Raw genomic sequence first — 24,643 nt, forward strand, 5'->3', positions numbered from 1 at the left:
CTGCGCGGCGAAGAACTTCTCCACCTGCGCGCGGCGCAGCTGGCGCTGCACCACCACCTTCCCGGCAGCATCCACACCGTGCACCTGAAACACATTCTTGGCCAAATCGATTCCAAATCTGATAGCTTGCATGACGGACGGTCTCCTCCGCTGGGGTTCAACAACACGACCAGCTTGGCACATTCGATGCCGCAAGGGGCCGTCCACCCATCATTCTAGGGCGCAGCAAGGAGCGCAGCGACGCGGCGCAGACCCTGGAATCCATGCCGTTACACTAAGGCGCTGCAATCCTTACAGAATTCTGCACCGCAGCACTCTGCGTCGGAAGTTGCGGCATGGATCCTCGGGTCAAGCCCGAGGATGACGAAGGAAAGGGTGCGCCTGCACTCGAGCGTCGCCACCCTACCCCTTCCGCAGCGTCTCGACATCGGTCTTGCCGACATACCAGTCCCGCGCGTTGACCTCTTCGAAAACCACCCAGACATCGTCATTGCCGAGCCCGGTGGTCTCCATGATGGCCGCCGTGACTTTCTTGGCGATGTCAGCCTTCTTGCCGGCCGGATCGGCGGCGATCACTTCCTTGACGATGCGGATGTTGACGAATGGCATGACGTCCTCCCCTTGAATTGTGTCTGGTACCGCCAGCCGGCTGTTTAGACATTCGCTCTGGCGAGTCGCTTGGCGGCGGTGCCGGCAGCCGTAGCGCGGCAGGCGCTGCGGTAATACGCAGAAACACCATCAGCGGCCGCCAGAGAAGCGTGTCGAGCAGCCTCAAAAAGTCTTGGCTCCGTTCACCATCAGCCGCACCGAATAGAGCGAGGTGGTGCCAGCTATGTAGAGGCAATTCAGCTTGGCGCCGCCGAACACGCAATTGGCGGTCACCTCCGGCACCTTGACCTTGCCGATCAGCGTGCCGTCGGGATCGTAGCAATGGATGCCGTCGGTAGCGCTGGTCCAGATGCGCCCGTCCGCGTCGAGCCGGAAACCGTCGAACAGGCCGGCGGTGCAGTCGGCGAAGACCTTGCCGCCCGAAACCTTCTTGCCGTGCTTGCCGACATTGAACACCCGCATATGCGCCGGGTTCTCGGCGCCATGCGTGCGGCCGGTATCGACGACATAGAGCTGGCTTTCGTCCAGCGAGAAGGCGAGCCCGTTGGGTCGCACCATGTCGGTGATGACGGCCTCTACCTCGCCGCTGTCGGGATCGACCCGGTAGACATAGCAGGCGCCGATCTCGCTCTCGGCCTTGTCGCCTTCATAGTCGGTGTCGATGCCGTAGGTCGGGTCGGTGAACCAGATCGAACCGTCGGACTTCACCACCACGTCGTTGGGCGAGTTCAGCCGCTTGCCCTTCCATTTGGCGGCAATGGTCGTGACCGAGCCGTCATGCTCGGTGCGGCTGACGCGGCGGCCCGAATGCTCGCAGGTGACCAGCCGGCCTTGCCGGTCGACGGTGTTGCCGTTGGAATTGCCCGAGGGCTGGCGGAAAACGCTGACGCTGCCGTCCGTCTCGTCATAGCGCAGCATGCGGTTGTTTGGGATATCGGACCAGACGACATAACGGCCGGCGGCGAACCAGGCAGGCCCCTCCGCCCAGCGGCATCCGGTGAACAGCTTCTCCACTTGCGCATTGCCGTTGAACAGGCGCGCGAAACGCGGATCGAGAATTTCATAATAGTCTGCGGCCGCCATGCATTTTCCTCCCGGCATCACATGATACCGGATCAAGCCAGCCCGCGATCGATCTGGCAAGACGCGGCCTTCGCAATTTGTATGACAAAACGGAGAGGAACGCCCGTGCGACCAGGGCGGCCAGCGACCGGTCACGCAGGACGCGCCTTTAGGACTCGATTAACCGGCTATGCGCTGCGTGCAATGGTGCATTGCAACATCTTCTTTTTGCAATGCACCAATCCTATGTCATGCTTCGTATTGACCAAGGGAGGAAGAAACCGCCGCCAGAACGCGGCACGAAAGGACCCTTGCTATGATCTTCAACGACCTCATGACCCGCGCTCGCAACAACATCGCCAAGCGCAAGCACTACAATCGCCTCGTCGCCGAAATCGACAGCTTCTCCAGCCGCGATCTGGCCGACATGCGCGCCGACCGCTCGGAAATGCTCTACCAGATCCACAAGCAGATCTACGGCTGAGTATTCGGTCGACCTATCACGTTCGTCATCCTTGGGCGTAGCGACGCGAAGCGGAGCGAAGACCCCGGAGCTGCTCAGCAGCCCGAGGGATCCATGCCGTGATCTTCGAGCGCCGCAGCGGTGCGGAATTTCTGTCTACCGCTGTACGCAACGCCTGTTGTGATCCGAAGTACCCTTTGACCAACGTCTCGGCATGGATTCGAAGCGAGAGAACGCCGTCAGTTCGCTGCGGCCAATGCCTTTTCAATCTGCGGCAGCAAAAGATCCCGCGCCGCCCCCGCCGTCAGCGGGCCGACATGCTTGTAGGCAATTTTGCCGTCCTTGCCGACGACGAAGGTTTCCGGCACGCCGTAGACACCCCAGTCGATCGCCGTGCGGCCGGCTTCGTCGACGCCGATGGCCTGGAACGGATTGCCGAGATCACCGAGGAACCGGCGGGCGTTTTCCGGACGGTCCTTGTAGTTCAGCGCCGCCATGGTGAACCGCTTGTCCTGCGACAGCGCCAGGAGCACCGGATGCTCTTCCCGGCACGGCGCACACCATGACGCAAACACATTGACCAGCGTGACCTTGCCGGCGAACGCCCTGGAATCAAGCCCCGGCAGGTTTGACCCCTCCAGTGCCGGCAGATTGGTCTGCGGCGCCGGCAGGCCGATCAGCGCCGAGGGCACTTCCGAGACATCGCGTCCCGACAGTAGCTGCCACAGGAACAGGCCGGCGAGGCCGAGAAAGATCAGCAGCGGCAGCAGCACGAAGAGGCGGCGGCCGTGCGTCGGCGTTTCGGTCTCGCCGCTCACGGTTTCTGTGCCTCCGCCTTGTCGGAACGCCGCCGCACGCCGGCTGCTTCCAGCTCGGCAAGATCGCGCTTGCGCCCCTTTTGGTCGAGCAGGATCCAGCCGATCAGCCCTGCCAGAACAACCGCCGTGATGCCATAGGCGGCCGTGACATAGAGTGCGTGCGCACTCATGCCTGCCGCTCCATCGGCGCGCCTCTTTCCAGCCGTCTGCCTCGTTCGATCATGCTTTCCCTTAGCGATATGCCCATGGCTGCGCAACGCGCCGTGGTTTCAAACATACGTGGCCGCCACGCCGCCGCCCTTGATGTCGCGCAAACCATGCCAAACCTCGCTCAATCGGTTCCGTGGCGCAGCGCCAGCGCCGCCGAGACAGGTCCCAGCACGGCAAGAAACAGCGTCAGCGCGGCAAGAATGAGGAAGGGCTGCAGGAAAGGATCGGGATTGGCCGTCGCGCCATAGCTCGCCGAGACGCCGAAGATCAGCACCGGAATGGTCAGCGGCAGCACCAGCACCGAGATCAGCAGCCCGCCGCGCGGCAGCGCCACAGCCACCGCGGCGCCCGCGGCACCGATGAAGGTGATGGCCGGCGTGCCGACCAGCAGTGTCAGCGCAGTCGCGCCGATGGCAACCGGCTCCATGTTCATGAACAGTCCGAGCAAGGGGGCGGCGACGACCAGCGGCAAAACGCTGCCCGCCCAATGCGCCAGGCATTTCACCAGCACGGTCAGCGCCAGCATGTGCCGGTCATTGCCGAGCACCAGCAGATCGAGCGAGCCGTCCTCGCGGTCCGCCTGGAACAGCCGGTCGAGCCCGAGCAGGCAGGAAAGCAGCGCGCCGATCCACAGGATCGCCGGGCCGACGCGGGCAAGCAGCTTCAGGTCCGGCCCGACGCCGAACGGGATGGTGGCAATGACGGCGAGGAAGAAGATGACGCCGGTCAACGCGCCGCCGCCGGCGCGGATGTTGAGGCGGATGTCGCGGGCAAAGAGCGACCACATTACGATGTGGTCCCTTGTTGAGGACGGCGTTCTGTGGCGCCCCCCTCTGGCCTGCCGGCCATCTCCCCCACAAGGGGGGAGATCGGCAGCTCCGCCGACGGCACACTTCTAGCAATGCTCGAGATTGGCGAAAACCGAGCCAACAGCCAATCTCCCCCCTCGTGGGGGAGATGTCCGGTAGGACAGAGGGGGGCGCCGTAGAGTGCCACCATCAACCGGCCACCCCCATCTTCAACTCCGTCGCCTCGATCCCCAGCGGCAAATGCGTCGCCGCGACAATCATCCCGCCAGCCACGCAATGCTCCATCATCAGCCCCGCGAACCGCGCCTCCGACGCCTTGTCCAAACCCGCCGTCGGCTCGTCGAGCAGCCACAGCGGCCGGTGGCTGACCAAGAGCTTGGCGATCGCCGCCCGACGCCTTTGCCCAGTCGAGAGATAGCCGAACGGCAGATGGCCGATGCCGCTGAGCCCGACCGTGTCCAGCGCCGCGTCGACGCTCGAATCGCCAGGCCCATTGAAATCGCGCCAGAAGCGCAGGTTTTCCGCCACGCTCAGCGCCGTCTTCATCGCGTTCTGGTGTCCGAGATAGTGGCAGGCCGAAGCGATCGACGGAAAGTCATCGCCGCCGCCTTCGATCAGCAGCCGGCCTTCGGCCTTCGGCAGCAGCCCGGCGATGATCCTAAGCAGGGTCGATTTGCCCGATCCGTTCGGCCCGGTGACGACCAGCGCCTGGCCTGGATCGAGCGCAAAGCCGATGCCGGAAAAAACCGCCTCGCCGCCGCGCTCGCCGCCCAGATTTTCGGCGATAAGCCGCATCCCTCGCCTGCCCTGAACTCAATGTTGCGCGACCGCTGCCGCATCGCACAAATTTGCTTTTCGACTGTCTAGAACTATTCCAGAAAATTCTCTATATGCGGTGCATCCGTGCCAGCGGTCGGCGCGGGAACAGAATTAGCGCCGAACCAGCGCACGCGCCGCCTTGAACGGCTCGGGTTGCTTGGGAACGGACAGCGGAAATGGCCGTACCCGCACCTTTGCGCGTGATTGCATGCCATCGGCGTCCGTTCCCTTTCAGGCTGAACAGACAAGGACGGATCGCACGTGTCAAAATCCCTCGATAGTTTCAATTGCCGTCGCACGCTGACCGCGGGCGGCACCGAATATGCCTATTTCGACCTCGTCGAGGCCGAGAAGAACGGCCTCACCGGCATTGCCCAGCTGCCCTATTCGATGAAGGTGCTGCTGGAGAACCTGCTGCGCAATGAGGACGGCCGCTCCGTCACCAAGGAATCGATCCAGGCGGTGGCCGGCTGGCTGACCGACAAGGGCACCGCCGGCGTCGAGATCGCCTATCGCCCGGCCCGCGTGCTGATGCAGGATTTCACCGGCGTTCCGGCCGTCGTCGACCTGGCCGCCATGCGCGACGCCATGGCCTCGCTCGGCGGCGATCCGCAGAAGATCAACCCGCTGGTTCCCGTCGACCTCGTCATCGACCATTCCGTCATCGTCGACGAGTTCGGCACGCCGATGGCCTTCGCCCGCAATGTCGAGCTCGAATATGAGCGCAACGAGGAACGCTACAAGTTCCTGAAATGGGGCCAGCAGGCGTTCCGCAACTTCCGCGTCGTGCCGCCCGGCACCGGCATCTGCCATCAAGTCAATCTCGAATATCTCGGCCAGGTGGTGTGGACCAACACCGAGGACGGCGAAACCACCGCTTATCCCGACACCTGCGTCGGCACCGATTCGCACACCACCATGATCAACGGCCTTGGCGTTCTCGGCTGGGGCGTCGGCGGCATCGAGGCCGAGGCCGCCATGCTCGGCCAGCCCGTCTCCATGCTTCTGCCCGAAGTCATCGGCTTCCGCCTCACCGGCAAGCTCAAGGAAGGCGTCACCGCCACCGACCTGGTGCTCACCGTCACCCAGATGTTGCGCAAGAAGGGTGTCGTCGGCAAGTTCGTCGAATTCTTCGGCCCCGGCCTCTCCAACATGACGCTCGCCGACCGCGCCACCATCGGCAACATGGCGCCGGAATATGGCGCCACCTGCGGCTTCTTCCCGGTCGATTCGGAAACCATCCGCTATTTGACGATGTCAGGCCGCGAGGAAAGCCGCATCGCCCTGGTCGAAGCCTATTCCAAGGCGCAAGGCATGTGGCGCGAGGCCGGCTCCGCCGACCCGGTCTTCACCGACCTGCTCGAGCTCGAGCTCAGCAGCGTCGTGCCGTCGATGGCCGGCCCCAAGCGGCCCGAAGGCCGCGTCGCGCTGGAAGGCATTCCCGCCGGCTTCGCCAAGGCGATGGATACCGAATACAAGAAGGCGGCGGAGATTTCCAAGCGCTACGCCGTCGAAGGCACCGACCATGATCTCGGCCATGGCGACGTCGTCATTGCCGCCATCACCTCGTGCACCAACACCTCGAACCCGAGCGTGCTGATCGGCGCTGGCCTTCTGGCCCGCAACGCCAACCGCCGCGGCCTCAAGCAGAAGCCGTGGGTGAAGACCTCGCTCGCCCCCGGCAGCCAGGTGGTCGCCGAATATCTGGAGAAGTCAGGCCTGCAGAAGGAGCTCGACCAGATCGGCTTCAACCTGGTCGGCTTCGGCTGCACCACCTGCATTGGCAATTCCGGCCCGCTGCCGGCGCCGATCTCCAAGACCATCAACGACAAAGGTTTGATTGCTGCCGCGGTCTTGTCCGGCAACCGCAACTTCGAAGGCCGCGTCTCGCCCGACGTGCAGGCCAACTACCTGGCGTCACCGCCGCTGGTCGTGGCGCACGCACTGGCCGGCACCGTCACCAAGGACCTCACCACCGAGCCGCTCGGCGAGGACAAGAACGGCAATCCGGTCTACCTCAAGGACATCTGGCCGAGCTCGGCCGAGATCCAGGAGTTCATCGAGAAGAACGTCACCCGCGAGCTGTTCGCCCGCAAATATGCCGACGTCTTCAAGGGCGACGAGTACTGGCAGAACGTCAAGGCGCCGGAAGGCCAGACCTATGCCTGGGACGACAACTCGACCTATGTGCAGAACCCGCCCTATTTCGCCGGCATGACATCAGGTTTCGGCAAGATCGGCGACATCAAGGGCGCGCGCGTGCTCGGCCTGTTCGGCGACAAGATCACCACCGACCACATCTCGCCGGCGGGTTCGATCAAGGCCGCCTCGCCGGCCGGCAAGTACCTCACCGACCATGGCGTCGGCGTCGCCGACTTCAACCAGTACGGCACGCGGCGCGGCAATCATGAGGTGATGATGCGCGGCACCTTCGCCAACATCCGCATCCGCAACCACATGCTGGGCGAGAACGGCCGCGAGGGCGGCTACACCATCCACTACCCGTCGAAGGAAGAGGAATCGATCTACGACGCGGCGATGGAGTACAAGAAGGAAGGCGTGCCGCTGGTCATCTTCGCCGGCGTCGAATACGGCAACGGCTCGTCGCGCGACTGGGCGGCCAAGGGAACGAATCTCCTTGGTGTCCGCGCCGTCATCGCCCAGTCCTTCGAGCGCATCCATCGCTCGAACCTGGTCGGCATGGGCGTCATCCCCTTCGTCTTCGAGGAAGGCACGTCCTGGGCTTCGCTGAACCTCAAGGGCGATGAGCTGGTCGAGATCGATGGACTGAGCACGATCAAGCCGCGCCAGACGATGACCGCCAAGGTCACCTATGGCGACGGCAGCGTCAAGAACGTGCCGATCATCTGCCGCATCGATACGCTGGACGAGCTCGACTACTTCAAGAACGGCGGCATCTTGCAGTACGTGCTGCGCGATTTGGCTGCGTAGCCGCAGCCAGGGAATAGGGCTTAGGCAGTAGGGAATACGGCCCCTACTGCCTACTGCCTACTGCCTACTGCCTACTGCCTGCTGCCCTAGGTTTTCCAAATCGCGCCGTCGCATCGGCGTACTTCCCGGACACCCCATAATCCCGCTGCAATGAAAGCAAGATTGGCCAAAGCATTTATCGGCTTGGCCCAAAGTCCAGGCCCGGTCCGCTCGCAATAGAGATCGACAGGGGTCAGGAGAGTTTGCCACATGATGGTGATGCCACTCCCTAATCGAACCACGTCGTGAAATGCAGCGTCTGTCCTATTGCTGCCTTACCTGCGGCTGCAGTGGCAAAATTTCACCGCAACGTGACTTCCCGTTGACTTCCGCTTCTGCCACATATTTCAGACAATCAGAACAAAGCCGGCGCCACCGGCGGGAATTGGAATGATCATGGCCTGGCGAAGATCACTTTGGCTGGCAGCCTTCGCGCTGGCCTTCTCGGCGGTTGCCGGTGCCGGCCATGCCGGCGAGACCGAAAGAATCCAGGCCGAAAAACCCTCGCCCGACAAGCCGCTCGGCGTGGTCGAACTCTTCACCAGCCAGGGCTGCAGTTCCTGCCCTCCGGCCGATGCCTTCTTCGCCGAACTTGCCACAAGCGATGACATCGTCGCGCTCTCCTATCACGTCGACTATTGGGACTATCTCGGCTGGAAGGACACGCTGAGCCGCAAGGAAAACACCGAACGTCAATATGACTACATGCGCGCCTTCGGCAGTCGCTCCGTCTATACGCCGCAGGCGGTGCTCAATGGCCGCGCGCATGTCAACGGCGCCAATCGCGGCGAGGTCGACGGCGCGCTCGCCCGTATGGCGAAATCCGGCGAAGGCATGCGTGTGCCCGTCAAGGTCAGCCGCACCAGCGACCGCGTGATCATCGATGTCGGCGATGCCGGCGCCGGTCCGAGCGACGCCCATGTCGTCATCGTCTATTTCGAGCCGCCGCAGACGATCAAGATCGCCCAGGGCGAGAACTCCGGCCGCAAGATGACTTATTGGAACGCCGTCACCGGTATCCAGACCGCCGGCATGTGGCACGGCAAGGCGCAGCGCTATGAGTTGCCGATGAGCGAGATCACCAAGAAGGGCGGCTGCGCCGTGCTTTTGCAGTCGGTCGGCAAGGACGGCATGCCAGGCCCCATTCTCGGCGCCGCCTTCATCCACAAGCCCCCGAACAAGACCGAGAACCTGTAACCATTTCCGGCAAGCCGGATAACCTCACAATGCCCCGGCGAGTGCCGTGCATGTCAGCAGCACGCCGGTCAAAATGTTTGACAGGAAAAGCCTGAATTCAGCTCCGGGTGCTGAAAGTCAATACGCCATGCCTGCCAGGCCAAATGAGCGGCGATCACGGCCATTCCGGGGGCGGTCGATCCAAACGCGCCAGCCTTGGTATGGCCGCCACGACCAAGGCAATCGGCGATCGACCCAGTCACCGGGGTGAACATCGCTCAGGTTGGGACGGCTCAATGCGGTCATCCGCGTGCTGTCGTTTGGGACAACGACTTATGCGAAACAAGAGCCTGGGGCGCAAGCGCCGGCAAGGTTTGTCCCGATCCGGACCTTCAGGCATGAAAAAACCGACGTCAGCTTGCTTCTGACGCCGGTCATTTAGGTTTGGGATCGTCGCACCCGATCTTTCCAAGGAAAAACCGAGGTTGGTTCGATCCGACGCAGACCCGTGGGCGGGGGGCTTGGGGTTTACGAGCCGGTGCCGGACCGAACCGTCTCAGGCAACGCCGGTAAATTCGTCGGACATTGGGGCATGAGCGCGGATAAAAAAAGGCAGAAATGTGGCGAAGCATCACCAATTCCAACAGCGCGCGTTACAAAGTGACTGGACGTGACCGAAAAGGCGCGCCGCCGCCACCGCTTTGTCGGCTCTTGCAATTGCAGCGCGAAGGGGCCAATTTTGGTTGGCAAAGATTCATTTTTTGAAGGATCGAGGCATGACTGACGACAGCGGCGGGATGGGGGATGGTGACGCATCCGCAATATTGATCCCGCTGCACGAGGCGCGCTTCTCACGCCTCGACCAGCCGGTGCGCTTCGACCGGCGTGAACTGGACCAGATCCTCAGACTGTACGGACGCATGGTCGCCGCCAATGAATGGCGCGACTACGCTATCGATCATCTCACCGACAGGGCGGTGTTTTCCGTCTTCCGCCGCGCCAGCGAAGTGCCGCTGTTCCAGATTGTCAAGGACCCGAAACTGGCCCGCAAGCAGGGCGCCTTCGCCGTCATCGCCGCCGGCGGGCGCATCCTCAAACGCGGCCAGGAGCTTGGGCGCGTGCTCGGCGTCTTCGACAGCAAGCTGAGAGTGGTCGAGGCCTGAGCCGGGAATTGGAATTGGGGAAGAAGGCACTCAGCGCCTGACGTAAGCGCCATCTTCTTTGCTCTTCAATTCTCCAATTCTTCAGTTCTTCAATTCTTCTTTCTCCCCCCGGAACTTCCGCTCCGGCAGCGAGACCGGGTCGGGCGGAAGCGACGCGCCGCCATTCAGCGACAGCTGCATGAACACCGTGTCCAGCCAGCGGCCGTGCTTGTAGCCGGAGCCTTCGAGCCGGCCTGAATGGCGAAAGCCGAGCTTTTCGTGCAGCCTGACCGAGGCGCTGTCGGCATGGCCGTCGCCGATCACCGCGATGATCTGGCGAAAACCCGCCGCTTCGGCCGCCGTGACCAGGGCTTGCATCAGCTTGAGACCGACGCCCTGGCCTTTGGCGTCAGGCGCGACATAGACCGAATCCTCGACGATAAAGCGATAGGCGGGGCGCGGCCGGAAGGCACCGGCATAGGCATAACCGAGCACCGCACCGTCCTTCTCCGCCACCAGATAGGGAAAGCCGCCGGTTGTGAGCGTGGCGAATCGCGCGCCCATCTCGGCGCGGCTGGGCGGCTCCAGCTCGTAGCTCGCCGTGCCATGTGTCACCGCGTCGGCATAGATTTCGGTGATGGTGTCGAGGTCGGCGGCGCTGGCCGCCCGAATCACGATATTGCTCATTCTTTGTGCAAGCCTTATGTCTGCCTCCGATAACAGCAAACGTCGGCGCAAAAGAAAAGGGCGGCCGTTGGGCCGCCCCTTCCAAACCCGATGGTCCAGTCAGACCATGATGCGAAGCCTTAGAGCAATTCCAGGAAAAGTGTGAAACGGTTTTCCCGGGAAAAGCGTGTAGCGCTTTCCCTTGGGAATTGCGTCAAAACAAAAATTTAGAGCGGTTCGCCGTTTCCGTGAAACGGCGAGCTGCTCTAGCGGCGGTCGCCCATGAACTGCAGCAGGAACATGAACAGGTTGATGAAGTCGAGATAGAGCCGCAGCGCGCCCATGATGGCCTTGCGGCCAGCGATATCGGAAGCGTCGCCCTCGAAATACATCTCCTTGATCTTCTGCGTGTCGTAAGCGGTGAGGCCGGCGAAGACCAGCACGCCGATCGCCGAAACGGCGAAGGACAGCGCCGACGACTGCAGGAAGATGTTGATCACCGACGCGATAATGATGCCGAACACGCCCATGATCAGGAACGAGCCCATCGCGGTCAGGTCGCGCTTGGTCGTGTAGCCGTACAGCGACAACGCGCCGAAGGCGGCGGCCGTGGCGAAGAAGGTCTGCGAAATGCTGGCCGTGGTGTAGACCAGGAAGATCGACGACAGCGACAGGCCTACGAGGCCGGCATAGACCCAGAACGTCGTCTGCGCGGCGGCGACGCTCATCGACTGGATCCTGAACGACAGAAAGAACACGGCGGCCAACGGTGCCAGCATCACCACCCAGCGCAGCGGCGAGCCGAAGATCGCATAGCCGAAGGACGTCAGCATCTCGCCGCTCGGCAGCGTTGCGACGGCCGAGGCCGGGTCCGTGGTGGTGGCCAGCATGATCGTGCCGACGGCGGCAAGACCGGTGATGAGGAGGCCAAGCCCCATCAGATTGTAGACCTTAATCATATAGGCGCGCAGACCCTGATCGATGTCGGCGCGGACGCCGGGCACCGCCGACGTCTGATAATTGCGAATGGGATCAGCCATTGGAATCCTCTATTGCTTCTGCCCCGTCCGGTGTCGGGCCTCTTGCGGACCCAGGCGCCGCTGGCAGGGCTCCAGCATGCCTGTGGCGAAATATGATGGTTATTCGCGCCAAGAACAAGACCGTAACCGGATGTAACGGTTCGTGAGGGGCCGAAAGGCCGATTCCCGCGCTTTCCAGCCGGCATCCTTACCAAGATTTAATGCGCGACGGCCGCTTAGGCCATGAAATTACAGCTCGCGCAGCACCGGTGCCGCCTTGTGGCCGAGCACCCGCCAGGTGCCGGCGAGACCGATGCCGACGGTAATCACCAGCGCAAAGACGATGGTCACCACCGCCACCTCCGGCATGAAATGCGACGGCAGGGTCATGATGCGGGCGACAATGTACCAGGCCGCGATGCCGCCGGCCGCCAGTGCAAAGATGGCGGTGGCCAATCCGATCAGCATGTATTCGAGGGAGAACGCCGTGATCAGCGTTCGCCTTGTGGCGCCGAGCGTCTTCAGCACCACCGCGTCATGGATGCGCGCCCGGTTGCCGGCGGCGAGCGCGCCGGCCAGCACCAGCACCGAAGCGATCAGCGCCACGCCGGCCGCCGCGCGGATCGCCGTGCCGAGTTGCCCGACCAGCCGGTTGACGACATCGAGCGCGTCCTTGACGCGCACCGTCGTCACCGCGGGAAAGGCGCGGGTGACGGCATTGAGGACGCGCGCGTCGTCAGCCGTGGTGGCGCTCTTTTCGGTCAGCGTCGCCATCCAGCCATGCGGGGCGCCAGCAAATGTGTTGGGCGAGAACACCATGACGAAGTTGATGCCCATCGTTTCCCATTGGACCTCGCGGAAATTGGCGATCCTCGCCGTCACGTTGCGGCCGAGCACATTGACGGTGACGGTGTCGCCGAGCTTTAGCCCGATTTCCTGGCCCTCATGCGCCGAGAAGGAAACCAGCGGCTCGCCGGCATAATTGTCCGGCCACCATATGCCTTCGGTCAGTGTCGCGTTTTCCGGTTGCCTGGCGTCGTAGGTCAGGCCGCGATCGCCTTTCAGCACCCAGGCGCCTTCGGCCGGCACCTTGACCTTGTCGACATCGACACCGTTGAGCGCCATCACCCGGCCGCGCAGCATCGGCACCTTGGCCAGCGTCCCCTTTGGTGCCTCCTTGCCGATCAGCGCCGAGAACGCATCGACATCGCTGCCCTGGATGTCGACGAAGAAGAAGTTCGGCGCCCGCTCCGGCAGGCTGCCGGAGATTTGTTGCCGCAGATTGCCGTCGATCAGCGCCAGCGTCACCAGAAGCGTCAGCCCCAGCCCCAGCGACAGCACCACTGACGGCGTCAGGGCGCCCGGCCGGTGGATGTTGCCGACGGCGAGCCTGAGCGCCACGAAGCGCACGCGCGGGCTTTTTCTCGCCGCCCATTGCACCAGCGCGCCGACCAGACGCAGCACCAGGAAGGCGAAGATGGTGGCGCCGACGAAGATCGAGGCGATGCGCTGGTCGCCGGAAAACAGGATCGCCAACGCAGCCAGCAGCAGTGCTATGCCGAGCGCCGAAGCGACATAGATGGGACGCGGCTGGCCGCGGCCTTCGAGCCCCATCTCGCGGAACAATGCTGTCGCCGGCACATCGCGGGCGCGGCCGAGCGGCAGCAGCGCGAAGGCCAGCGTCACCAGCAGGCCGAACAGCGCCGCCATGGCGAGCGCGCCGGGATAGAAGCCGCCTTGCGCCGGCACCGGGATGACGGATTGGAGGACGGCACTCGCCACGAACGGCATCAGCGCGCCGAGCACCAGGCCGGCGGCGATACCGAATGCGGCGATGATCAGGATCTGCACGAGATAGACGGCAAAGACGAAGCCGCCGGAAGCGCCCAGGCTCTTGAAGGTGGCGATGACGCCGCGCTTGCCGTCGAGGTAGGCGCGCACCGCGTTGGCGACTCCGACGCCGCCGACCACCAGCGCCGTCAGCCCGACCAGCGTCAGGAATTGCGAGAAGCGTTCAATGTTGGACGACAGCGCCGGCGCCGCATTGTCGCGCGTACGGATCGACCAGCCGGCCTCGGGAAAATCCTTCGCCGCCTGATCCTGGATGGCCTTGAGCCGCGCTACGTCGGCGTCGGCGGGCAGCCGGATCTTGTAGGCGTTTTCGACCAGACTGCCTGGTTGCACCAGCCCGGTGGCGGCCAGGCCTTCGGTCGAGATCATCAGCCGCGGCGCGAAGCCGAAACCGTCGGACACGGCATCCGGCTCGGTGATCAGTTTGGCGCGCAGTTCGAAGGTGGCGGTGCCGAGCTTCAGCCGGTCGCCGGGCTTGAGATGCAGCCGTTCGAACAGCAAATCAGGGGCGGCCGCGCCAAAGACGCCGAATTCTTCGCCGAACAGTTCCTGCTTCGACAGCTTAGGTTCGGTTTCCAGCGCGCCATAGAGCGGATAGGCGTCGTCGACCGCCTTGGCTTCGACCAGTGCCTGATCCGAACCGTCGGCCAGCCGCGCCATCGAGCGCATGCTGGCTGTGCGCGAAACTGTGCCCAGCCCATCGAGGAAGCCGCGCTCGGCCTGGCTGGCGTCGCGCTGGTTGATCTGGAAGCGGAGATCGCCGCCAAGCAGCGTCTGGCCCTGGTCGGCAACGCCGGCGCTGATCGAGCGGGCAACCGAATTGACGCCGCCGATCGCCGCGACGCCGAGCGCGATGCAGGCGAGGAAAATCAGGAAGCCGGATAGGCCGCCGCGCATTTCTCTGAGCGAGAAGCGGATAGCGAGCTTCAGCGTCTGCGCCATCGGCATCAGGCGGTGACCTTCAGGGGCGCCGGCGTTTCGATCCGGCCCGAGCGCATCGAAACCTGGCGCGAGCAGCGCGCCGCGAGCGCCGGATCGTGGGTGACCAGCACCAGCGTCATGACGCGCTCGGCCGCCTTGGCGAACAAAAGGTCGGCGACCTGCCGCCCCGTCGCCTGGTCGAGATTGCCCGTCGGCTCGTCAGCGATGAGGATGCGCGGCGACGGCGCCAGCGCCCGGGCTATCGCCACGCGCTGCTGCTCGCCGCCGGAAAGCTCGCCGGGATAATGGGTGACGCGGTCGCTCAGGCCCACCGCCGCCAGTTCCCGCGCCGCCACCGAGAACGGATCGGCATGGCCTGCCAGTTCCAGCGGCACCGCGACATTCTCGAGCGCCGTCATATTGGGGATGAGGTGGAAGGACTGGAAGACGATGCCAATGTTTCGGCCACGAAACGAAGCGATCTGGTCCTCGCTTTTGCCGTTGAGCAGCTCGCTGGCGATTCGTACCGTACCCGAATCGACACGTTCCAGGCCTGCCAGCACCATCAGCAGTGTCGACTTGCCGGACCCCGAAGGACCGACGATGCCGGTCGCCTCGCCAAGTGGCACGTCGAGGCTGACGCCCTTCAGCACATGCACCGACGAAGCGCCCTCGCCGAGCGTCAGGGATACGTCTTTCAGCGCGATGATGGCTTCTGTCAAAATGAAAGTGTCCTATATGGAACGTGAAGGCTCTGTTTGCCGGAAGCCGTCGCCCGGAAGAAATCCTTTGGTCATATGGGGCCTGCCGCATGTCTTTCAAACGCCAGATAGCCGCAGGCTTGATCCTTTTCCTCGCCGTCTGCGGCGCCATTTCGTCGGCGCGGGCCGAGGCCTTCAAGATCGTCGGTTTCGGTGACAGCCTGACGGCGGGCTACGGTCTCGGACCCGGCGAGGGTTTTACCGACAAGCTTCAGGCCGCGCTGCGCGCCAAGGGCCGTGATGTGACCGTCGCCAACGCCGGTGTTTCCGGCGACACCACCAGCGGCGGCCTGGCGCGGCTCGACTGGTCGGTGCCGGACGGAACCCGGCTGGTCATCCTCGAACTGGGTGCCAACGACATGCTGCGCGGTGTTTTGCCCGATATCGCCAGGAAGAACCTCGACGAGATGCTGGCCAGGCTGAAGCAGCGCAAGATCGCCGTGCTTCTGGCCGGCATGCGCGCGGCGCCCAATCTCGGCGCCGACTATCAGAGCGCCTTCGACGCCATCTTTCCGGAGCTGGCAAAAAAATACGATGTCGCGCTCTACCCGTTCTTCCTCGATGGCGTCGCCGGGCAGCCCGGCATGCAGCTCGAGGATGGCCTGCATCCGAGCGCCAAGGGGGTCGACCTGATGGTCGAGCGCATCCTGCCGACGGTCGAGAAGGCCATTGCGGCGGTGCCCGGAGGCGCGTGAGGCCAACCGGAACCGCTTTCCGTTAGGGAAATTTTTAGCAAAGCCTGTGACCAATAAACCTCTTGCTCCGTTCGGCTATCGATGATTCGCTATAGGTGACAGTCGATTCGAGGAAGGGAGGCTCTTCATGCCGCGTCTTTTCACCGCCCTCGAAATTCCGCGTGATGCTGCCCTTTCGCTGTCCCTGCTCCGGGGCGGCCTGCCCGGGGCCCGCTGGATCGATGTCGAAAACTACCATCTGACACTGCGCTTCATCGGCGATGTCCCCGGTCACGTAGCCGACGAGATCGCCAATGCGCTCGACCGCGTCCACCGCCCGTCCTTCTCGCTGACACTGTCGGGTGTCGGCGCTTTCGGCCAGAAAAAGCCGCATGCGGTGTGGGCCGGCGCGTCCCCCTCACCCGATCTGGCAGCGCTTCAGGGCGAGATCGAGCGCATCTGCCAGCGGCTCGGCATTCCCGCCGATCCGCGCAAGTTCATGCCGCATGTCACACTGGCGCGGCTACGCAATTCGAGCCCGCTGGATGTCGCGCAATATCTCTCGGCACGCGGCAATTTCTCGACATTGCCCTTCCGCATCGGCCGCTTCGTCCTGATGTCGTCGCGCGATTCGGTCGGCGGCGGCCCCTATATCGTCGAGGAGGCCTGGCCGTTGTCCGGCAACGATGCCCGCGCCGCTAGCCGCGTCGCCAGCGCCTCCGATGCCTCGCGGATCATGCGATAGACCTCGGCAAAGGCCTCCGGCCCGTCATAATAGGGATCGGGCACGTCACGCGCCTGTCCATGCGCGAATTCTAAAAACAGGTGCACTCGATCCCGCGCGGGCGCCAGCGCCTTGAGATCGGCGACGTTCGAACGGTCCATGCCGAGGATCAGGTCGAAACGGGAGAAATCCCGTGGCGTGACCTTGCGCGCCCTCTGCCCGGAAATGTCGATGCCGTGACGCATCGCGACCGCGATCGAGCGTGGATCGGGGGCCGAGCCGACCTCCCAGCCGCTGGTGGCGGCCGAATCGAGCAGCATATCGCCGCCCTGGCCACGCTCGGCCAAGACGGCGCGAAAGACGCCCTCGGCCAGCGGCGAGCGGCAGATGTTGCCGAGACAGACGAACAGAATGGAATTTATCGGCTTTATGCTCATGATATGCGCCGTTTGTGCATTTGGAACCCCAAAACCGCAAAGCAGTTCTGGGGGACTTGCATTATGGTGAGGGTCAAATTCGAGATAGCACGGGAAATCATCATGACGAGAGAAAAACTCAGCAAGGACGCCATCACCACGGCCCTTGCCGAACTCGGCGACTGGTCGCTGGCCACGGACGGCGCTTCGATCAAGCGCAGCTTCGTCTTCAGGAATTTCTCCGAAGCCTTCGCCTTCATGACCCGCGTTGCGCTGGCCGCCGAGAAGATGGACCATCACCCCGACTGGTCGAATGTCTACAAGACCGTGGACGTGACGCTGAACACCCATGACGCCGGCGGCGTCACGGCGCTCGACATAGCGCTGGCCAAGAAGATGAACGGATATGCTGGTTAGGGTGATCAATAGGTGTGGCAACCCAACTTCGTCATCCACGGGCGAAGCGGACGCGCGGACCCGAGGATGACGACGAGAGAGGCGTTCCGCTAATCTCCAGACGGGACAATCGCAAGCGCGATTCCGATTTTCAGGCCGACGAACCGCTCGCATCTTGCAGCCGGGTCCGGCTTTCACCACATCATCCCCGCGAGGCATGCGCCAGGACACGCATGCGGCCCGCCAGGAGTGATTGATGGCGCAACAACCCGGTTTTGATTTCTTCGGCTTTGGCGACAGGCTGGGCGGCGAAAGCGAAGTGCGCGAGAAATTCTGGCGCACGGCCAAGAAGGCGGCGCGGCAGATCCCGTTCATGGAAGAGGTCGTCGCCGCCTATTACTGCGCCATGGACAAGAACACGCCGCTACGCGCCAAGGGCATATTGGTGGCCGCACTCGGTTATTTCGTCCTGCCGGTGGACCTCATCCCCGACTTCATCTTCGGCCTCGGCTTCACCGACGACATCGCCGTGCTGACCGCCGCGATCACCGCCGTCAGCGCCCACATCACGCCCGCGCATCGCCAGGCCGCCAGGGACGCCATCGCCGACAAGGGCTGAGCCGGTGTGGCGCAAGGAATGGCACGAGGCTCAGGCGCCGCGGCCGATCAAAACCACCGTCGCACACGCACCTTGTAGGCGCGATACGCATCGCCGAATTTCCGTTCCAGGTAGCGCTCTTCCCGCGCGATGACGCCGGTATTGATCACCCACAGCAGCGGGATGACCAGGGCGATGGCCCAGAAACTCCCCGCTGCGACGCCCAGACCCAGATAGACGAGGACGGCTCCCAGATAGAACGGGTTCCTGGTCCGCCGGTAGATGCCGTCGACGACCAGCGCCGTGGTTGGCAGGGTTGGAGGAATGTTGGTGCCAGCGGCGTTGAAGCGCCCCGCCGCCATGAAGATAATGACAAAGCCGCACGCCGCGAGCACGGCCCCGCCCAGATAGCGGGCGGGCCCGGCCAGGGCCGGGAGCGGAATGACCAGTTCGAGGACCACCGCCGCCGCCAGGAAGCCAAGAAAGATCAAAGGCGGCAGCGCGATGACGCCAGCCACGTCGGGTGCGCCCGATTCGCCTGCATCCTGCCCGCCACCCGGTCGTCGCGGCACTGCCGTGGCGCGGTAGGCCGCCCCTCGGATGGCAACACGTGCGCCGAACATGATCGACAGGACGACAGTGCCGCCCGCCAGGATCAGGACCGTCTCGGAAATGGCCATGACCGAAATCTCCCGTGCACCCCCAATGAGGCGCTCGGCCCGAGCGCCTTGGAAACGTACGCAGGCACCCTACCGGCCGGAGAGAAATTCGTCACGCGTCTCGCAAGCAGAACGGCTGGAGGACCTGGTTTGAAAAGTCAAACTCTTGCCGCTTTCGTGGCCTCCAAGTCGCCGAAGGGACGTCGCGCCGGCCGCTGACAAGGCGGCGGCGCGGGAATGGCGGTGGTTTCCTGGGGTGAGCGTCCTTTTTTGAGGGAAATTCACCGTTTGGTAACCCAGATTAAATCAAAATGAAGCGACGGCAGGACGCCATGCGGCCCGCCCCCGCACCATTTGGAATACGGGAAAGACGATGCGCGGATTGATAGCACTGGTTTCGAGTCTGGTCCTGGTGGCCTCGGCAGCGCCTGTTCTGGCGCAGCAGGCGACCAAGATCGGCCAGCACAATGCCTGGGGCACCTACAGCTACCAGGCATCGGGCGGCAAGGTCTGCTACGTGCTCACCGTGCCGACCGACAAGCAGCCGCCGACGCTCGACCATGGCGACATGTTCTTCTTCGTCAGCCAACGTCCCGGCCAGCAGGTGTCCTACGAGCCGCAATTCATCGCCGGCTACAATTTCCAGGAAGGCTCCAAGGCCACCGTCACCATCGACAAGAAATCCTTCTCGATGTTCACGCGCGGCAAGTCGGCCTGGGTCGAGAACGCCGCCGAGGAACCGGTGCTGATCGCCGCCATGAAGACCGGCACCGACATGAAGGTGACGGCGAAGTCCGGCCGCGGCAATCCGACCTCCTATGTCTTCTCGCTGAAGGGCATTTCGGCGGCGCTGACGTCGATCGCCAAATGCAAATAGGCAAACCTTCGCTTTGAAGCGAAAGGGCCGGGCCGCAAAGCCCGGGCCTTTGCTTTTTCAGCCCTGACCTGGCTCTGCAACTGTCTCCGCCCGCCGCCGCCGGATCGCCTCGGCAATGAAGACGCGCGAGAGCGCATGATAGAGCGGCTCGTGCGAGATCATGCGCGCCGTGCCGTAGCCCAGCATCGAGGCCAGCATCAGCGCGATGACATTGTCGTGATTGCCGGTCATTTCCAGGATGATGACGAAGGCGGTCATGGGCGCCTGCACGACGCCGGCGAAATAGCCGGCCATGCCGAGCAGCGCGGCAGCCCCCGCGCTGGCGCCAAACAGCAGCCCGAGCGAACTGCCCATGCCGGCGCCAACCGCCAGCGACGGCGCGAAGATGCCGCCGGGTATGCCCGAGACCATCGACAGCAGCCCGGCCAGGAATTTTTCCACGAAGAAGAACCATGGCAGTGGCGAGCCTTCCACGGCACTGCGCGCCTGCGCGTAGCCGGTGCCGAAGGTCAGCCCGCCCGAGGCGATGCCGATCACCGCCACGCCGAGGCCGCAGACAGCGGCCACCAGCAGCGCGCGAGCCAAAGGCTGCTGCGCGTGCCAGCGCCGGATCCGCCGCGTGATCTTCAGCGCCAGCAGCGAGAACAGCGCGCCGGAGCCGCCGCCTATGATGCCGCAGGCAAGCACCAGCGGCCAGTCGGCGGCAAACGCGATCGTCTCCTTCGAGACGCCGAAATAGGTGTAATTGCCGAGCAGGCCGAGCGAGGCGAGACCGGCCAGGATCACCGCCGTCAGCACCAGCCCGTTGGTGCGCGCCTCATAGGTGCGGCCCATCTCCTCGATGGCAAAGACGATGCCGGCCAGCGGCGTGTTGAAGGCGGCGGCAATGCCGGCGGCCGAGCCGGCCAGGATCAGGCCGCGCGCCTGCGCCATGCCGCCCCAGCGCGCCGCTTGCAGCATCAGCGAGGCGCCGACCTGCACGGTCGGACCCTCGCGGCCGATCGAGGCGCCGCAGAACAGGCCGACGATGGTGAGCGCGATCTTGCCCGCCGCCAGCCGCAGCGACAGAAGGTGGTTGCGATCGTCGTCATCACGCAAGTGGCGGGCGGCGATGGCCTGTGGAATGCCACTGCCTTGCGAGCCCGGAAAGAAGGCGTGGGCGAGCCAGGCGCACAGGACAAAGCCGAGCGGCGTCACAGCAAGCGGCAGATAGAAGCGCCAGCCGCCGCCATCGCCGATCATCATGTGGAAAAGCGCCTGCGCCTTGTCGGCCAGCACCGCGAACAGCACGCTGATGACACCGATCGACACCGCGCCGGCCCAGAACACCAGCCGCGGCTGCCACACGCGTCGCGAGCCCCACATCGCCCGCGAGCGCCGCAGCATGGGATATTTTCGCGATGTACCGGCCATGTCTGTCCTCGCTGTGAATGCCCCAGCCCTAGCACAGGCATGGGGTCGATCAAGTCGGGGAGGACGTCAGGCCACCGTCACGCACGAGTTGAATGACAGAGAGCGGGAAACAAAGCCCGGCGACGTTGGACTCGTATCAGAATGACCCGCCGGCGTGTGCGCCGGCGAGTCTCGATCGTGACAGGTCCAGTCTTACATGGCCATCTTTTCACATTCGGCCTGAGCCTTCTTGGTCGACGTGTCGATCATGAAGGCTTTGCCCTTCGCGTCGGTCATCATCATCATGCAGTGCTTGATCGGCTTTGCCATCTTCATCATCTCGGCGCCCATCTTTGCATCCGGCATCATGGTACCCATATGCCCGTCCGGCATGATCGCCATCACTTCTCCGCCCTTCATCATGGTCATCGTGCCCATTGCGTCTTCGGCAAATGCCGGCGAGGCGGAAAGGCCGACGAGGCCGGCAATGACGGCGAACTTGATAGAGTTCATTCTGCATACTCCCATTTTGTAGAGGCATGGTTGCCCCTTTCCGACTTCGAAGGCGCGATGGGAATTGTTACGCAAACACGACCTTGTGATCGCTCCTTTGCAGCGGGGACATGGGCAAGGCCGCGGATGGTCGTGGCGGGCTGTCGGCCGGCGGTTGTGTTTCCCCGGCATGACTCTGCCCTCAACCTGTGCTATGCGCCGCGCTTCAGTTCCCGGCACGATGGATGAAATCGGCCGCAAACCGCTTATATCAGTGCGACCATGACCCTTTCCTTCGACCTCACCACTGAGGGTGCCCGTGACGCGTTGCGCGCTCGCGCCGCGCCCGAGAAGCCGACGCTGATCGGCCTGACCCGCGCCGAGCTCGCGGAGGCGCTCGTCGCCTCCGGCATCGTGCCGGAGCGCCAGGCCAGGATGCGCGCCCAGCAGCTCTGGCACTGGATGTATGTGCGCGGTGTTTCCGACTTTCCCGGCATGTTCAACATCTCCAAGGACCTGCGCGCCGAACTCGACAGGCATTTCACCGTCGCCCGTCCCGAGATCGTCGAGGAGCAGATTTCTTCCGACGGCACCCGCAAATGGCTGTTCCGCTTTCCGCCGCGGGGCGCCGGCCGGCCGGTCGAGATCGAGACAGTCTATATTCCCGAGGAAGGCCGCGGCACGCTCTGCATCTCCTCGCAGGTCGGCTGCACGCTGACCTGCTCGTTCTGCCACACCGGCACGCAGAAACTGGTGCGCAACCTCACCACTGAGGAGATCCTCGCCCAACTGCTCACCGCGCGCGACCGGCTCGGCGATTTCCCCGACCGCGACACGCCGGACGGCGCCATCGTGCCGGCCGAGGGCCGCAAGGTGTCCAACATCGTCATGATGGGCATGGGCGAGCCGCTTTACAATTTCGAGGCGGTGAAGAAGGCGCTGCTGATCGCTTCCGATGGCGATGGGCTTTCCCTTTCGAAGCGGCGCATCACGCTGTCGACCTCCGGCGTCGTGCCCGAGATTTTCCGCACCGGCGAGGAGATCGGCGTCATGCTGGCGATCTCGCTGCATGCCACCAATGACGATCTGCGCGACTTGCTTGTGCCGATCAACAAGAAGTATCCGCTGAAGGAGCTGATCGCCGCCTGCCGTGCCTATCCCGGCCTGTCGAACGCCAAGCGCATCACCTTCGAATATGTGATGCTGAAGGACGTCAACGATTCCATCGAGGACGCCAAGGGCCTGATCAGGCTGCTCAAGGGCATTCCGGCCAAGATCAACCTGATCCCGTTCAACCCGTGGCCGGGCACCAACTACCAGTGCTCGGACTGGGAGACGATCGAGAAATTCGCCGACTACATCAACAATGCCGGCTATGCCTCGCCGATCCGCACGCCGCGCGGCCGCGACATCCTCGCCGCCTGCGGCCAGCTGAAGTCGGAATCCGAGCGCATGCGAAAAGTCGATCGGCTGGCGCTGGAAGCCATGATGATCGCGGGGCACGGGGAGGCGTGAGCCGTCTCGTCGCCGGGCTCAAACGCATCGCCATCATAGCCGTCGGTTACATCGCCGGCGTGCTGACCTCGATCCTGGTGCCCGTGCTGCTGATCACGCTGCTGGAAGGCATCGAATACGGCAATTGGTCCCTGGTTTTCACCTTCGACTGGCTGGGGTCTTTCCCGCTCGCCGTGGTGACCGTAGCGGTCTGCGCGCTGCTGGTCGTCGGGCCCGCGATCCTGGTCGCCGAATGGTTTTCGCTGCGCGGATGGTTCTATTTCGCGGTCACGGGCGCGATCACTTCCATCGCCTTTGGCGTTCTTGTCCCGGGCTCGGCCGGAGGCTTTGTGTTCAATCCGGGCTTTCTCGGATTTCTGGCCACCGCCGGCACCGCCGCCGGTTCAGTGTACTGGCTGTTGGCCGGGCACAAGTCCGGCAGTCTCGTGCAGCGAGATGCCGGATGACCCGTCTCGTCGCCTATCTCGTGCGCTTTGCCATGATCCTGTTCGGCTATGCCGTCGCCTCGCTGGCGGCGAGCGCCTTCCTCAACGTCCTGTTCCTGGCCTCGCTCGGCTATACGCCTGACCACACGCATCCGACGGCGACGGCTTCGCTGTATTTCTCGATTCCCTTCGTCGCCTTGTTCGTCGCCTATTTCGCCTTCCTGCCGGCGGTGATCGTCATCCTGCTTGCCGAAATCCTCGGCCGGCGCGACTGGCTGTACTATGCGCTGGCGGGTGCGATGGTGGCCGCCGTCTTCCTCGGCCTGGTCGACCATGCCCAAGAGCCCGCCTTCGCGATCACCGATACCAGCGCCATCATGGCGGTGATCGGCGGCGGCATGGTCGGCGGCATCTCCTACTGGCTGAGCGCCGGGCGCTGGGCCGGGAGCTGGTGGAAGGAGGACAACGCCTCTATTTCGCCTGGGCCGTCAGGATCTTGAGCGCGAAGGCCGAGAAAACGCCGGCGAAGAGATAGTCGACCACCCGCGTGACGCGGGGGCTGGCCTTCATCGCCGCCGAGAATTTCTCCGCCGCCAGCACCATCGGCACCGTCACCGGGATCGACAGCACGATGAACATCGAGCCCAGGAAGAACAGCTTGCCCGGCGCGTTGGGATCATGCGCGGAGACGAATTGCGGCAGGAAGGTCATGAAGAACAGGATGATCTTCGGGTTGAGCAAATTGACGCCGAGCCCTGCCGCCCAGCTGCGCAGCAGCGAGATTTGCGGGCCTGTCTTCTTCTCCGGCGAGAAGGCCGAGCCCTTGGCGATGGCCTGCCAGGCCAGGAAGACGAGATAGCCGGCGCCAAAGATCTTCAGCACGAAGAAAGCCATCGGCGAGGCGACGATCAGCGCCGAGACGCCGACCACCACCAGCGTGGTGTGGATCAGCGTGCCGCACAGTGCGCCGGCCATCGAGGCAAAGCCGGTCGCGCGCCCCTGGCTTAGCGTGCGCGAGACGAACAGGGTCATGTCGGGCCCGGGCGTGATCGCCAGGATGACCGTGGCGATGGCGAACTGGATCAGCGTGGCGGTGTCGGGAATGAAGGACATGGAGCAGCCTTGGTCGGATCCGCGCCGTTTTACGCGTAGGACACG

Annotated in this window: 27 protein-coding genes and 3 pseudogenes; 12 read left to right on the forward strand and 18 right to left on the reverse strand. The window is 63.8% G+C overall.

Annotated elements, in window-relative coordinates; translation table 11 throughout:
* From ACWGS8_RS29190 to ACWGS8_RS29200, 3 genes and pseudogenes are all read right to left on the reverse strand, one after another.
* Positions 1 to 132, reverse strand: a pseudogene (locus tag ACWGS8_RS29190) (IS110 family transposase); the annotation flags it as partial.
* Between the two features lie 270 nt (positions 133 to 402).
* Complete coding sequence (locus ACWGS8_RS29195; RefSeq protein WP_140703857.1) at positions 403 to 609, reverse strand: tautomerase family protein; 207 nt, start codon at positions 607 to 609, stop codon at positions 403 to 405.
* A gap of 162 nt (positions 610 to 771) precedes the next feature.
* Positions 772 to 1,692 carry an SMP-30/gluconolactonase/LRE family protein gene (locus ACWGS8_RS29200; protein WP_454584178.1) on the reverse strand — a complete coding sequence of 307 codons (921 nt, stop codon included), beginning with the start codon at positions 1,690 to 1,692 and terminating at the stop codon, positions 772 to 774.
* Positions 1,693 to 1,987: 295 nt separating this feature from the next.
* On the opposite strand from ACWGS8_RS29200, the gene ACWGS8_RS29205 reads away from it, so the two are divergent.
* On the forward strand, positions 1,988 to 2,155 hold the full coding sequence (locus tag ACWGS8_RS29205) for a hypothetical protein (RefSeq protein WP_019862058.1): 168 nt from the start codon (positions 1,988 to 1,990) through the stop codon (positions 2,153 to 2,155).
* 218 nt (positions 2,156 to 2,373) lie between these two features.
* Here ACWGS8_RS29205 and ACWGS8_RS29210 read toward each other — a convergent pair whose 3' ends face one another.
* The 4 genes from ACWGS8_RS29210 to ccmA form a co-directional block, all read right to left on the reverse strand.
* Complete coding sequence (locus ACWGS8_RS29210; protein ID WP_454584179.1) at positions 2,374 to 2,952, reverse strand: DsbE family thiol:disulfide interchange protein; 579 nt, start codon at positions 2,950 to 2,952, stop codon at positions 2,374 to 2,376.
* Complete coding sequence (gene ccmD, locus ACWGS8_RS29215) at positions 2,949 to 3,122, reverse strand: heme exporter protein CcmD (RefSeq protein WP_454584180.1); 174 nt, start codon at positions 3,120 to 3,122, stop codon at positions 2,949 to 2,951. The genes ACWGS8_RS29210 and ccmD overlap by 4 nt, the downstream gene beginning before the upstream one ends.
* 161 nt (positions 3,123 to 3,283) lie before the next feature.
* The gene (gene ccmB / locus ACWGS8_RS29220) at positions 3,284 to 3,949 is read right to left on the reverse strand and encodes a heme exporter protein CcmB (protein WP_454584181.1); all 666 of its coding nucleotides are present in this window, start codon (positions 3,947 to 3,949) and stop codon (positions 3,284 to 3,286) included.
* A gap of 211 nt (positions 3,950 to 4,160) precedes the next feature.
* Positions 4,161 to 4,766, reverse strand: coding sequence for a heme ABC exporter ATP-binding protein CcmA (ccmA, locus tag ACWGS8_RS29225; protein ID WP_454584182.1), 606 nt, complete (start codon positions 4,764 to 4,766; stop codon positions 4,161 to 4,163).
* 285 nt (positions 4,767 to 5,051) lie between these two features.
* Between ccmA and acnA the strand changes: the two genes are divergently transcribed.
* Positions 5,052 to 7,742, forward strand: coding sequence for an aconitate hydratase AcnA (gene acnA, locus ACWGS8_RS29230; RefSeq protein WP_454584183.1), 2,691 nt, complete (start codon positions 5,052 to 5,054; stop codon positions 7,740 to 7,742).
* Between the two features lie 113 nt (positions 7,743 to 7,855).
* Here acnA and ACWGS8_RS29235 read toward each other — a convergent pair.
* Positions 7,856 to 7,993: pseudogene (locus ACWGS8_RS29235) on the reverse strand (ceramidase domain-containing protein); the annotation flags it as partial.
* A 178-nt stretch (positions 7,994 to 8,171) separates the two neighbouring features.
* On the opposite strand from ACWGS8_RS29235, the gene ACWGS8_RS29240 reads away from it, so the two are divergent.
* On the forward strand, positions 8,172 to 8,978 hold the full coding sequence (locus tag ACWGS8_RS29240) for a DUF1223 domain-containing protein (RefSeq protein ID WP_454584184.1): 807 nt from the start codon (positions 8,172 to 8,174) through the stop codon (positions 8,976 to 8,978).
* Between the two features lie 160 nt (positions 8,979 to 9,138).
* Here the strand turns inward: ACWGS8_RS29240 and ACWGS8_RS29245 are convergent.
* A pseudogene (locus ACWGS8_RS29245) lies at positions 9,139 to 9,263 on the reverse strand (4-hydroxybenzoate octaprenyltransferase); the annotation flags it as partial.
* A 470-nt stretch (positions 9,264 to 9,733) separates the two neighbouring features.
* Here ACWGS8_RS29245 and ACWGS8_RS29250 point away from each other — a divergent pair.
* Complete coding sequence (locus tag ACWGS8_RS29250; protein WP_454584185.1) at positions 9,734 to 10,120, forward strand: DUF2794 domain-containing protein; 387 nt, start codon at positions 9,734 to 9,736, stop codon at positions 10,118 to 10,120.
* A gap of 81 nt (positions 10,121 to 10,201) precedes the next feature.
* Here the strand turns inward: ACWGS8_RS29250 and ACWGS8_RS29255 are convergent, their stop codons facing one another.
* From ACWGS8_RS29255 to ACWGS8_RS29270, 4 genes are all read right to left on the reverse strand, one after another.
* Entirely contained in the window at positions 10,202 to 10,786 is a 585-nt protein-coding gene (locus tag ACWGS8_RS29255; RefSeq protein WP_454584186.1) for an N-acetyltransferase family protein, read from the reverse strand.
* Between the two features lie 245 nt (positions 10,787 to 11,031).
* Complete coding sequence (locus ACWGS8_RS29260; protein WP_454584187.1) at positions 11,032 to 11,805, reverse strand: Bax inhibitor-1/YccA family protein; 774 nt, start codon at positions 11,803 to 11,805, stop codon at positions 11,032 to 11,034.
* Positions 11,806 to 12,033: 228 nt separating this feature from the next.
* Positions 12,034 to 14,583 carry an ABC transporter permease gene (locus ACWGS8_RS29265; protein WP_454584188.1) on the reverse strand — a complete coding sequence of 850 codons (2,550 nt, stop codon included), beginning with the start codon at positions 14,581 to 14,583 and terminating at the stop codon, positions 12,034 to 12,036.
* Positions 14,583 to 15,278 (reverse strand): ABC transporter ATP-binding protein, encoded by a 696-nt coding sequence (locus tag ACWGS8_RS29270; RefSeq protein WP_454584189.1) that lies wholly within the window; start codon positions 15,276 to 15,278, stop codon positions 14,583 to 14,585. The genes ACWGS8_RS29265 and ACWGS8_RS29270 overlap by 1 nt, the downstream gene beginning before the upstream one ends.
* Before the next feature lie 89 nt (positions 15,279 to 15,367).
* Between ACWGS8_RS29270 and ACWGS8_RS29275 the strand changes: the two genes are divergently transcribed.
* Both ACWGS8_RS29275 and thpR read left to right on the forward strand, forming a co-directional pair.
* On the forward strand, positions 15,368 to 16,012 hold the full coding sequence (locus ACWGS8_RS29275) for an arylesterase (RefSeq protein WP_454584190.1): 645 nt from the start codon (positions 15,368 to 15,370) through the stop codon (positions 16,010 to 16,012).
* Between the two features lie 127 nt (positions 16,013 to 16,139).
* Entirely contained in the window at positions 16,140 to 16,736 is a 597-nt protein-coding gene (gene thpR / locus ACWGS8_RS29280; protein WP_454584191.1) for an RNA 2',3'-cyclic phosphodiesterase, read from the forward strand.
* On the opposite strand, the gene ACWGS8_RS29285 is transcribed toward thpR, so the two are convergent.
* Complete coding sequence (locus ACWGS8_RS29285; RefSeq protein WP_454584192.1) at positions 16,640 to 17,152, reverse strand: low molecular weight protein-tyrosine-phosphatase; 513 nt, start codon at positions 17,150 to 17,152, stop codon at positions 16,640 to 16,642. The genes thpR and ACWGS8_RS29285 overlap by 97 nt on opposite strands.
* A gap of 102 nt (positions 17,153 to 17,254) precedes the next feature.
* Between ACWGS8_RS29285 and ACWGS8_RS29290 the strand changes: the two genes are divergently transcribed.
* The gene (locus ACWGS8_RS29290) at positions 17,255 to 17,548 is read left to right on the forward strand and encodes a 4a-hydroxytetrahydrobiopterin dehydratase (RefSeq protein WP_454584193.1); all 294 of its coding nucleotides are present in this window, start codon (positions 17,255 to 17,257) and stop codon (positions 17,546 to 17,548) included.
* A 235-nt stretch (positions 17,549 to 17,783) separates the two neighbouring features.
* Positions 17,784 to 18,146, forward strand: coding sequence for a YkvA family protein (locus tag ACWGS8_RS29295; RefSeq protein WP_454584194.1), 363 nt, complete (start codon positions 17,784 to 17,786; stop codon positions 18,144 to 18,146).
* 47 nt (positions 18,147 to 18,193) lie between these two features.
* Here ACWGS8_RS29295 and ACWGS8_RS29300 read toward each other — a convergent pair whose 3' ends face one another.
* Positions 18,194 to 18,805 (reverse strand): methyltransferase family protein, encoded by a 612-nt coding sequence (locus tag ACWGS8_RS29300; protein WP_454584195.1) that lies wholly within the window; start codon positions 18,803 to 18,805, stop codon positions 18,194 to 18,196.
* A gap of 352 nt (positions 18,806 to 19,157) precedes the next feature.
* Here ACWGS8_RS29300 and ACWGS8_RS29305 point away from each other — a divergent pair, with 352 nt between their 5' ends.
* A complete protein-coding gene (locus ACWGS8_RS29305) occupies positions 19,158 to 19,661 on the forward strand; it encodes an invasion associated locus B family protein (RefSeq protein WP_095774831.1) in 504 nt (167 codons plus the stop codon).
* Between the two features lie 57 nt (positions 19,662 to 19,718).
* Here ACWGS8_RS29305 and ACWGS8_RS29310 read toward each other — a convergent pair whose 3' ends face one another.
* Both ACWGS8_RS29310 and ACWGS8_RS29315 read right to left on the reverse strand, forming a co-directional pair.
* Complete coding sequence (locus tag ACWGS8_RS29310) at positions 19,719 to 21,074, reverse strand: chloride channel protein (protein WP_454584196.1); 1,356 nt, start codon at positions 21,072 to 21,074, stop codon at positions 19,719 to 19,721.
* 192 nt (positions 21,075 to 21,266) lie between these two features.
* Positions 21,267 to 21,566 carry a hypothetical protein gene (locus tag ACWGS8_RS29315; RefSeq protein ID WP_454584197.1) on the reverse strand — a complete coding sequence of 100 codons (300 nt, stop codon included), beginning with the start codon at positions 21,564 to 21,566 and terminating at the stop codon, positions 21,267 to 21,269.
* 261 nt (positions 21,567 to 21,827) lie between these two features.
* On the opposite strand from ACWGS8_RS29315, the gene rlmN reads away from it, so the two are divergent.
* Genes rlmN through ACWGS8_RS29330 form a run of 3 tightly spaced genes read left to right on the forward strand, consistent with a single transcriptional unit; the run spans position 21,828 to position 23,985 of the window.
* A complete protein-coding gene (rlmN, locus tag ACWGS8_RS29320) occupies positions 21,828 to 23,060 on the forward strand; it encodes a 23S rRNA (adenine(2503)-C(2))-methyltransferase RlmN (RefSeq protein WP_454584198.1) in 1,233 nt (410 codons plus the stop codon).
* Entirely contained in the window at positions 23,057 to 23,506 is a 450-nt protein-coding gene (locus tag ACWGS8_RS29325; RefSeq protein ID WP_454584199.1) for a hypothetical protein, read from the forward strand. The genes rlmN and ACWGS8_RS29325 overlap by 4 nt, the downstream gene beginning before the upstream one ends.
* Entirely contained in the window at positions 23,503 to 23,985 is a 483-nt protein-coding gene (locus ACWGS8_RS29330; protein WP_454584200.1) for a hypothetical protein, read from the forward strand. The genes ACWGS8_RS29325 and ACWGS8_RS29330 overlap by 4 nt, the downstream gene beginning before the upstream one ends.
* Here the strand turns inward: ACWGS8_RS29330 and ACWGS8_RS29335 are convergent.
* A complete protein-coding gene (locus tag ACWGS8_RS29335) occupies positions 23,957 to 24,598 on the reverse strand; it encodes a LysE family translocator (RefSeq protein WP_454584201.1) in 642 nt (213 codons plus the stop codon). The two genes, ACWGS8_RS29330 and ACWGS8_RS29335, sit on opposite strands and share 29 nt — an antisense overlap.
* Positions 24,599 to 24,643: the final 45 nt, after the last annotated feature.

Source organism: Mesorhizobium sp. 43Arga (assembly GCF_053714255.1).

Bases quoted from the DNA above. Each gene is read 5' to 3' on its own strand.
- ACWGS8_RS29195 (WP_140703857.1), bottom strand. From the start codon at position 609: ATGCCATTCGTCAACATCCGCATCGTCAAGGAAGTGATCGCCGCCGAT.
- ACWGS8_RS29200 (WP_454584178.1), bottom strand. From the start codon at position 1,692: ATGGCGGCCGCAGACTATTATGAAATTCTCGATCCGCGTTTCGCGCGC.
- ACWGS8_RS29205 (WP_019862058.1), top strand. From the start codon at position 1,988: ATGATCTTCAACGACCTCATGACCCGCGCTCGCAACAACATCGCCAAG.
- ccmD (WP_454584180.1), bottom strand. From the start codon at position 3,122: ATGAGTGCGCACGCACTCTATGTCACGGCCGCCTATGGCATCACGGCG.
- ccmB (WP_454584181.1), bottom strand. From the start codon at position 3,949: ATGTGGTCGCTCTTTGCCCGCGACATCCGCCTCAACATCCGCGCCGGC.
- ccmA (WP_454584182.1), bottom strand. From the start codon at position 4,766: ATGCGGCTTATCGCCGAAAATCTGGGCGGCGAGCGCGGCGGCGAGGCG.
- ACWGS8_RS29240 (WP_454584184.1), top strand. From the start codon at position 8,172: ATGATCATGGCCTGGCGAAGATCACTTTGGCTGGCAGCCTTCGCGCTG.
- ACWGS8_RS29250 (WP_454584185.1), top strand. From the start codon at position 9,734: ATGACTGACGACAGCGGCGGGATGGGGGATGGTGACGCATCCGCAATA.
- ACWGS8_RS29255 (WP_454584186.1), bottom strand. From the start codon at position 10,786: ATGAGCAATATCGTGATTCGGGCGGCCAGCGCCGCCGACCTCGACACC.
- ACWGS8_RS29260 (WP_454584187.1), bottom strand. From the start codon at position 11,805: ATGGCTGATCCCATTCGCAATTATCAGACGTCGGCGGTGCCCGGCGTC.
- ACWGS8_RS29265 (WP_454584188.1), bottom strand. From the start codon at position 14,583: ATGCCGATGGCGCAGACGCTGAAGCTCGCTATCCGCTTCTCGCTCAGA.
- ACWGS8_RS29275 (WP_454584190.1), top strand. From the start codon at position 15,368: ATGTCTTTCAAACGCCAGATAGCCGCAGGCTTGATCCTTTTCCTCGCC.
- thpR (WP_454584191.1), top strand. From the start codon at position 16,140: ATGCCGCGTCTTTTCACCGCCCTCGAAATTCCGCGTGATGCTGCCCTT.
- ACWGS8_RS29285 (WP_454584192.1), bottom strand. From the start codon at position 17,152: ATGAGCATAAAGCCGATAAATTCCATTCTGTTCGTCTGTCTCGGCAAC.
- ACWGS8_RS29290 (WP_454584193.1), top strand. From the start codon at position 17,255: ATGACGAGAGAAAAACTCAGCAAGGACGCCATCACCACGGCCCTTGCC.
- ACWGS8_RS29295 (WP_454584194.1), top strand. From the start codon at position 17,784: ATGGCGCAACAACCCGGTTTTGATTTCTTCGGCTTTGGCGACAGGCTG.
- ACWGS8_RS29300 (WP_454584195.1), bottom strand. From the start codon at position 18,805: ATGGCCATTTCCGAGACGGTCCTGATCCTGGCGGGCGGCACTGTCGTC.
- ACWGS8_RS29305 (WP_095774831.1), top strand. From the start codon at position 19,158: ATGCGCGGATTGATAGCACTGGTTTCGAGTCTGGTCCTGGTGGCCTCG.
- ACWGS8_RS29310 (WP_454584196.1), bottom strand. From the start codon at position 21,074: ATGGCCGGTACATCGCGAAAATATCCCATGCTGCGGCGCTCGCGGGCG.
- ACWGS8_RS29315 (WP_454584197.1), bottom strand. From the start codon at position 21,566: ATGAACTCTATCAAGTTCGCCGTCATTGCCGGCCTCGTCGGCCTTTCC.
- rlmN (WP_454584198.1), top strand. From the start codon at position 21,828: ATGACCCTTTCCTTCGACCTCACCACTGAGGGTGCCCGTGACGCGTTG.
- ACWGS8_RS29330 (WP_454584200.1), top strand. From the start codon at position 23,503: ATGACCCGTCTCGTCGCCTATCTCGTGCGCTTTGCCATGATCCTGTTC.
- ACWGS8_RS29335 (WP_454584201.1), bottom strand. From the start codon at position 24,598: ATGTCCTTCATTCCCGACACCGCCACGCTGATCCAGTTCGCCATCGCC.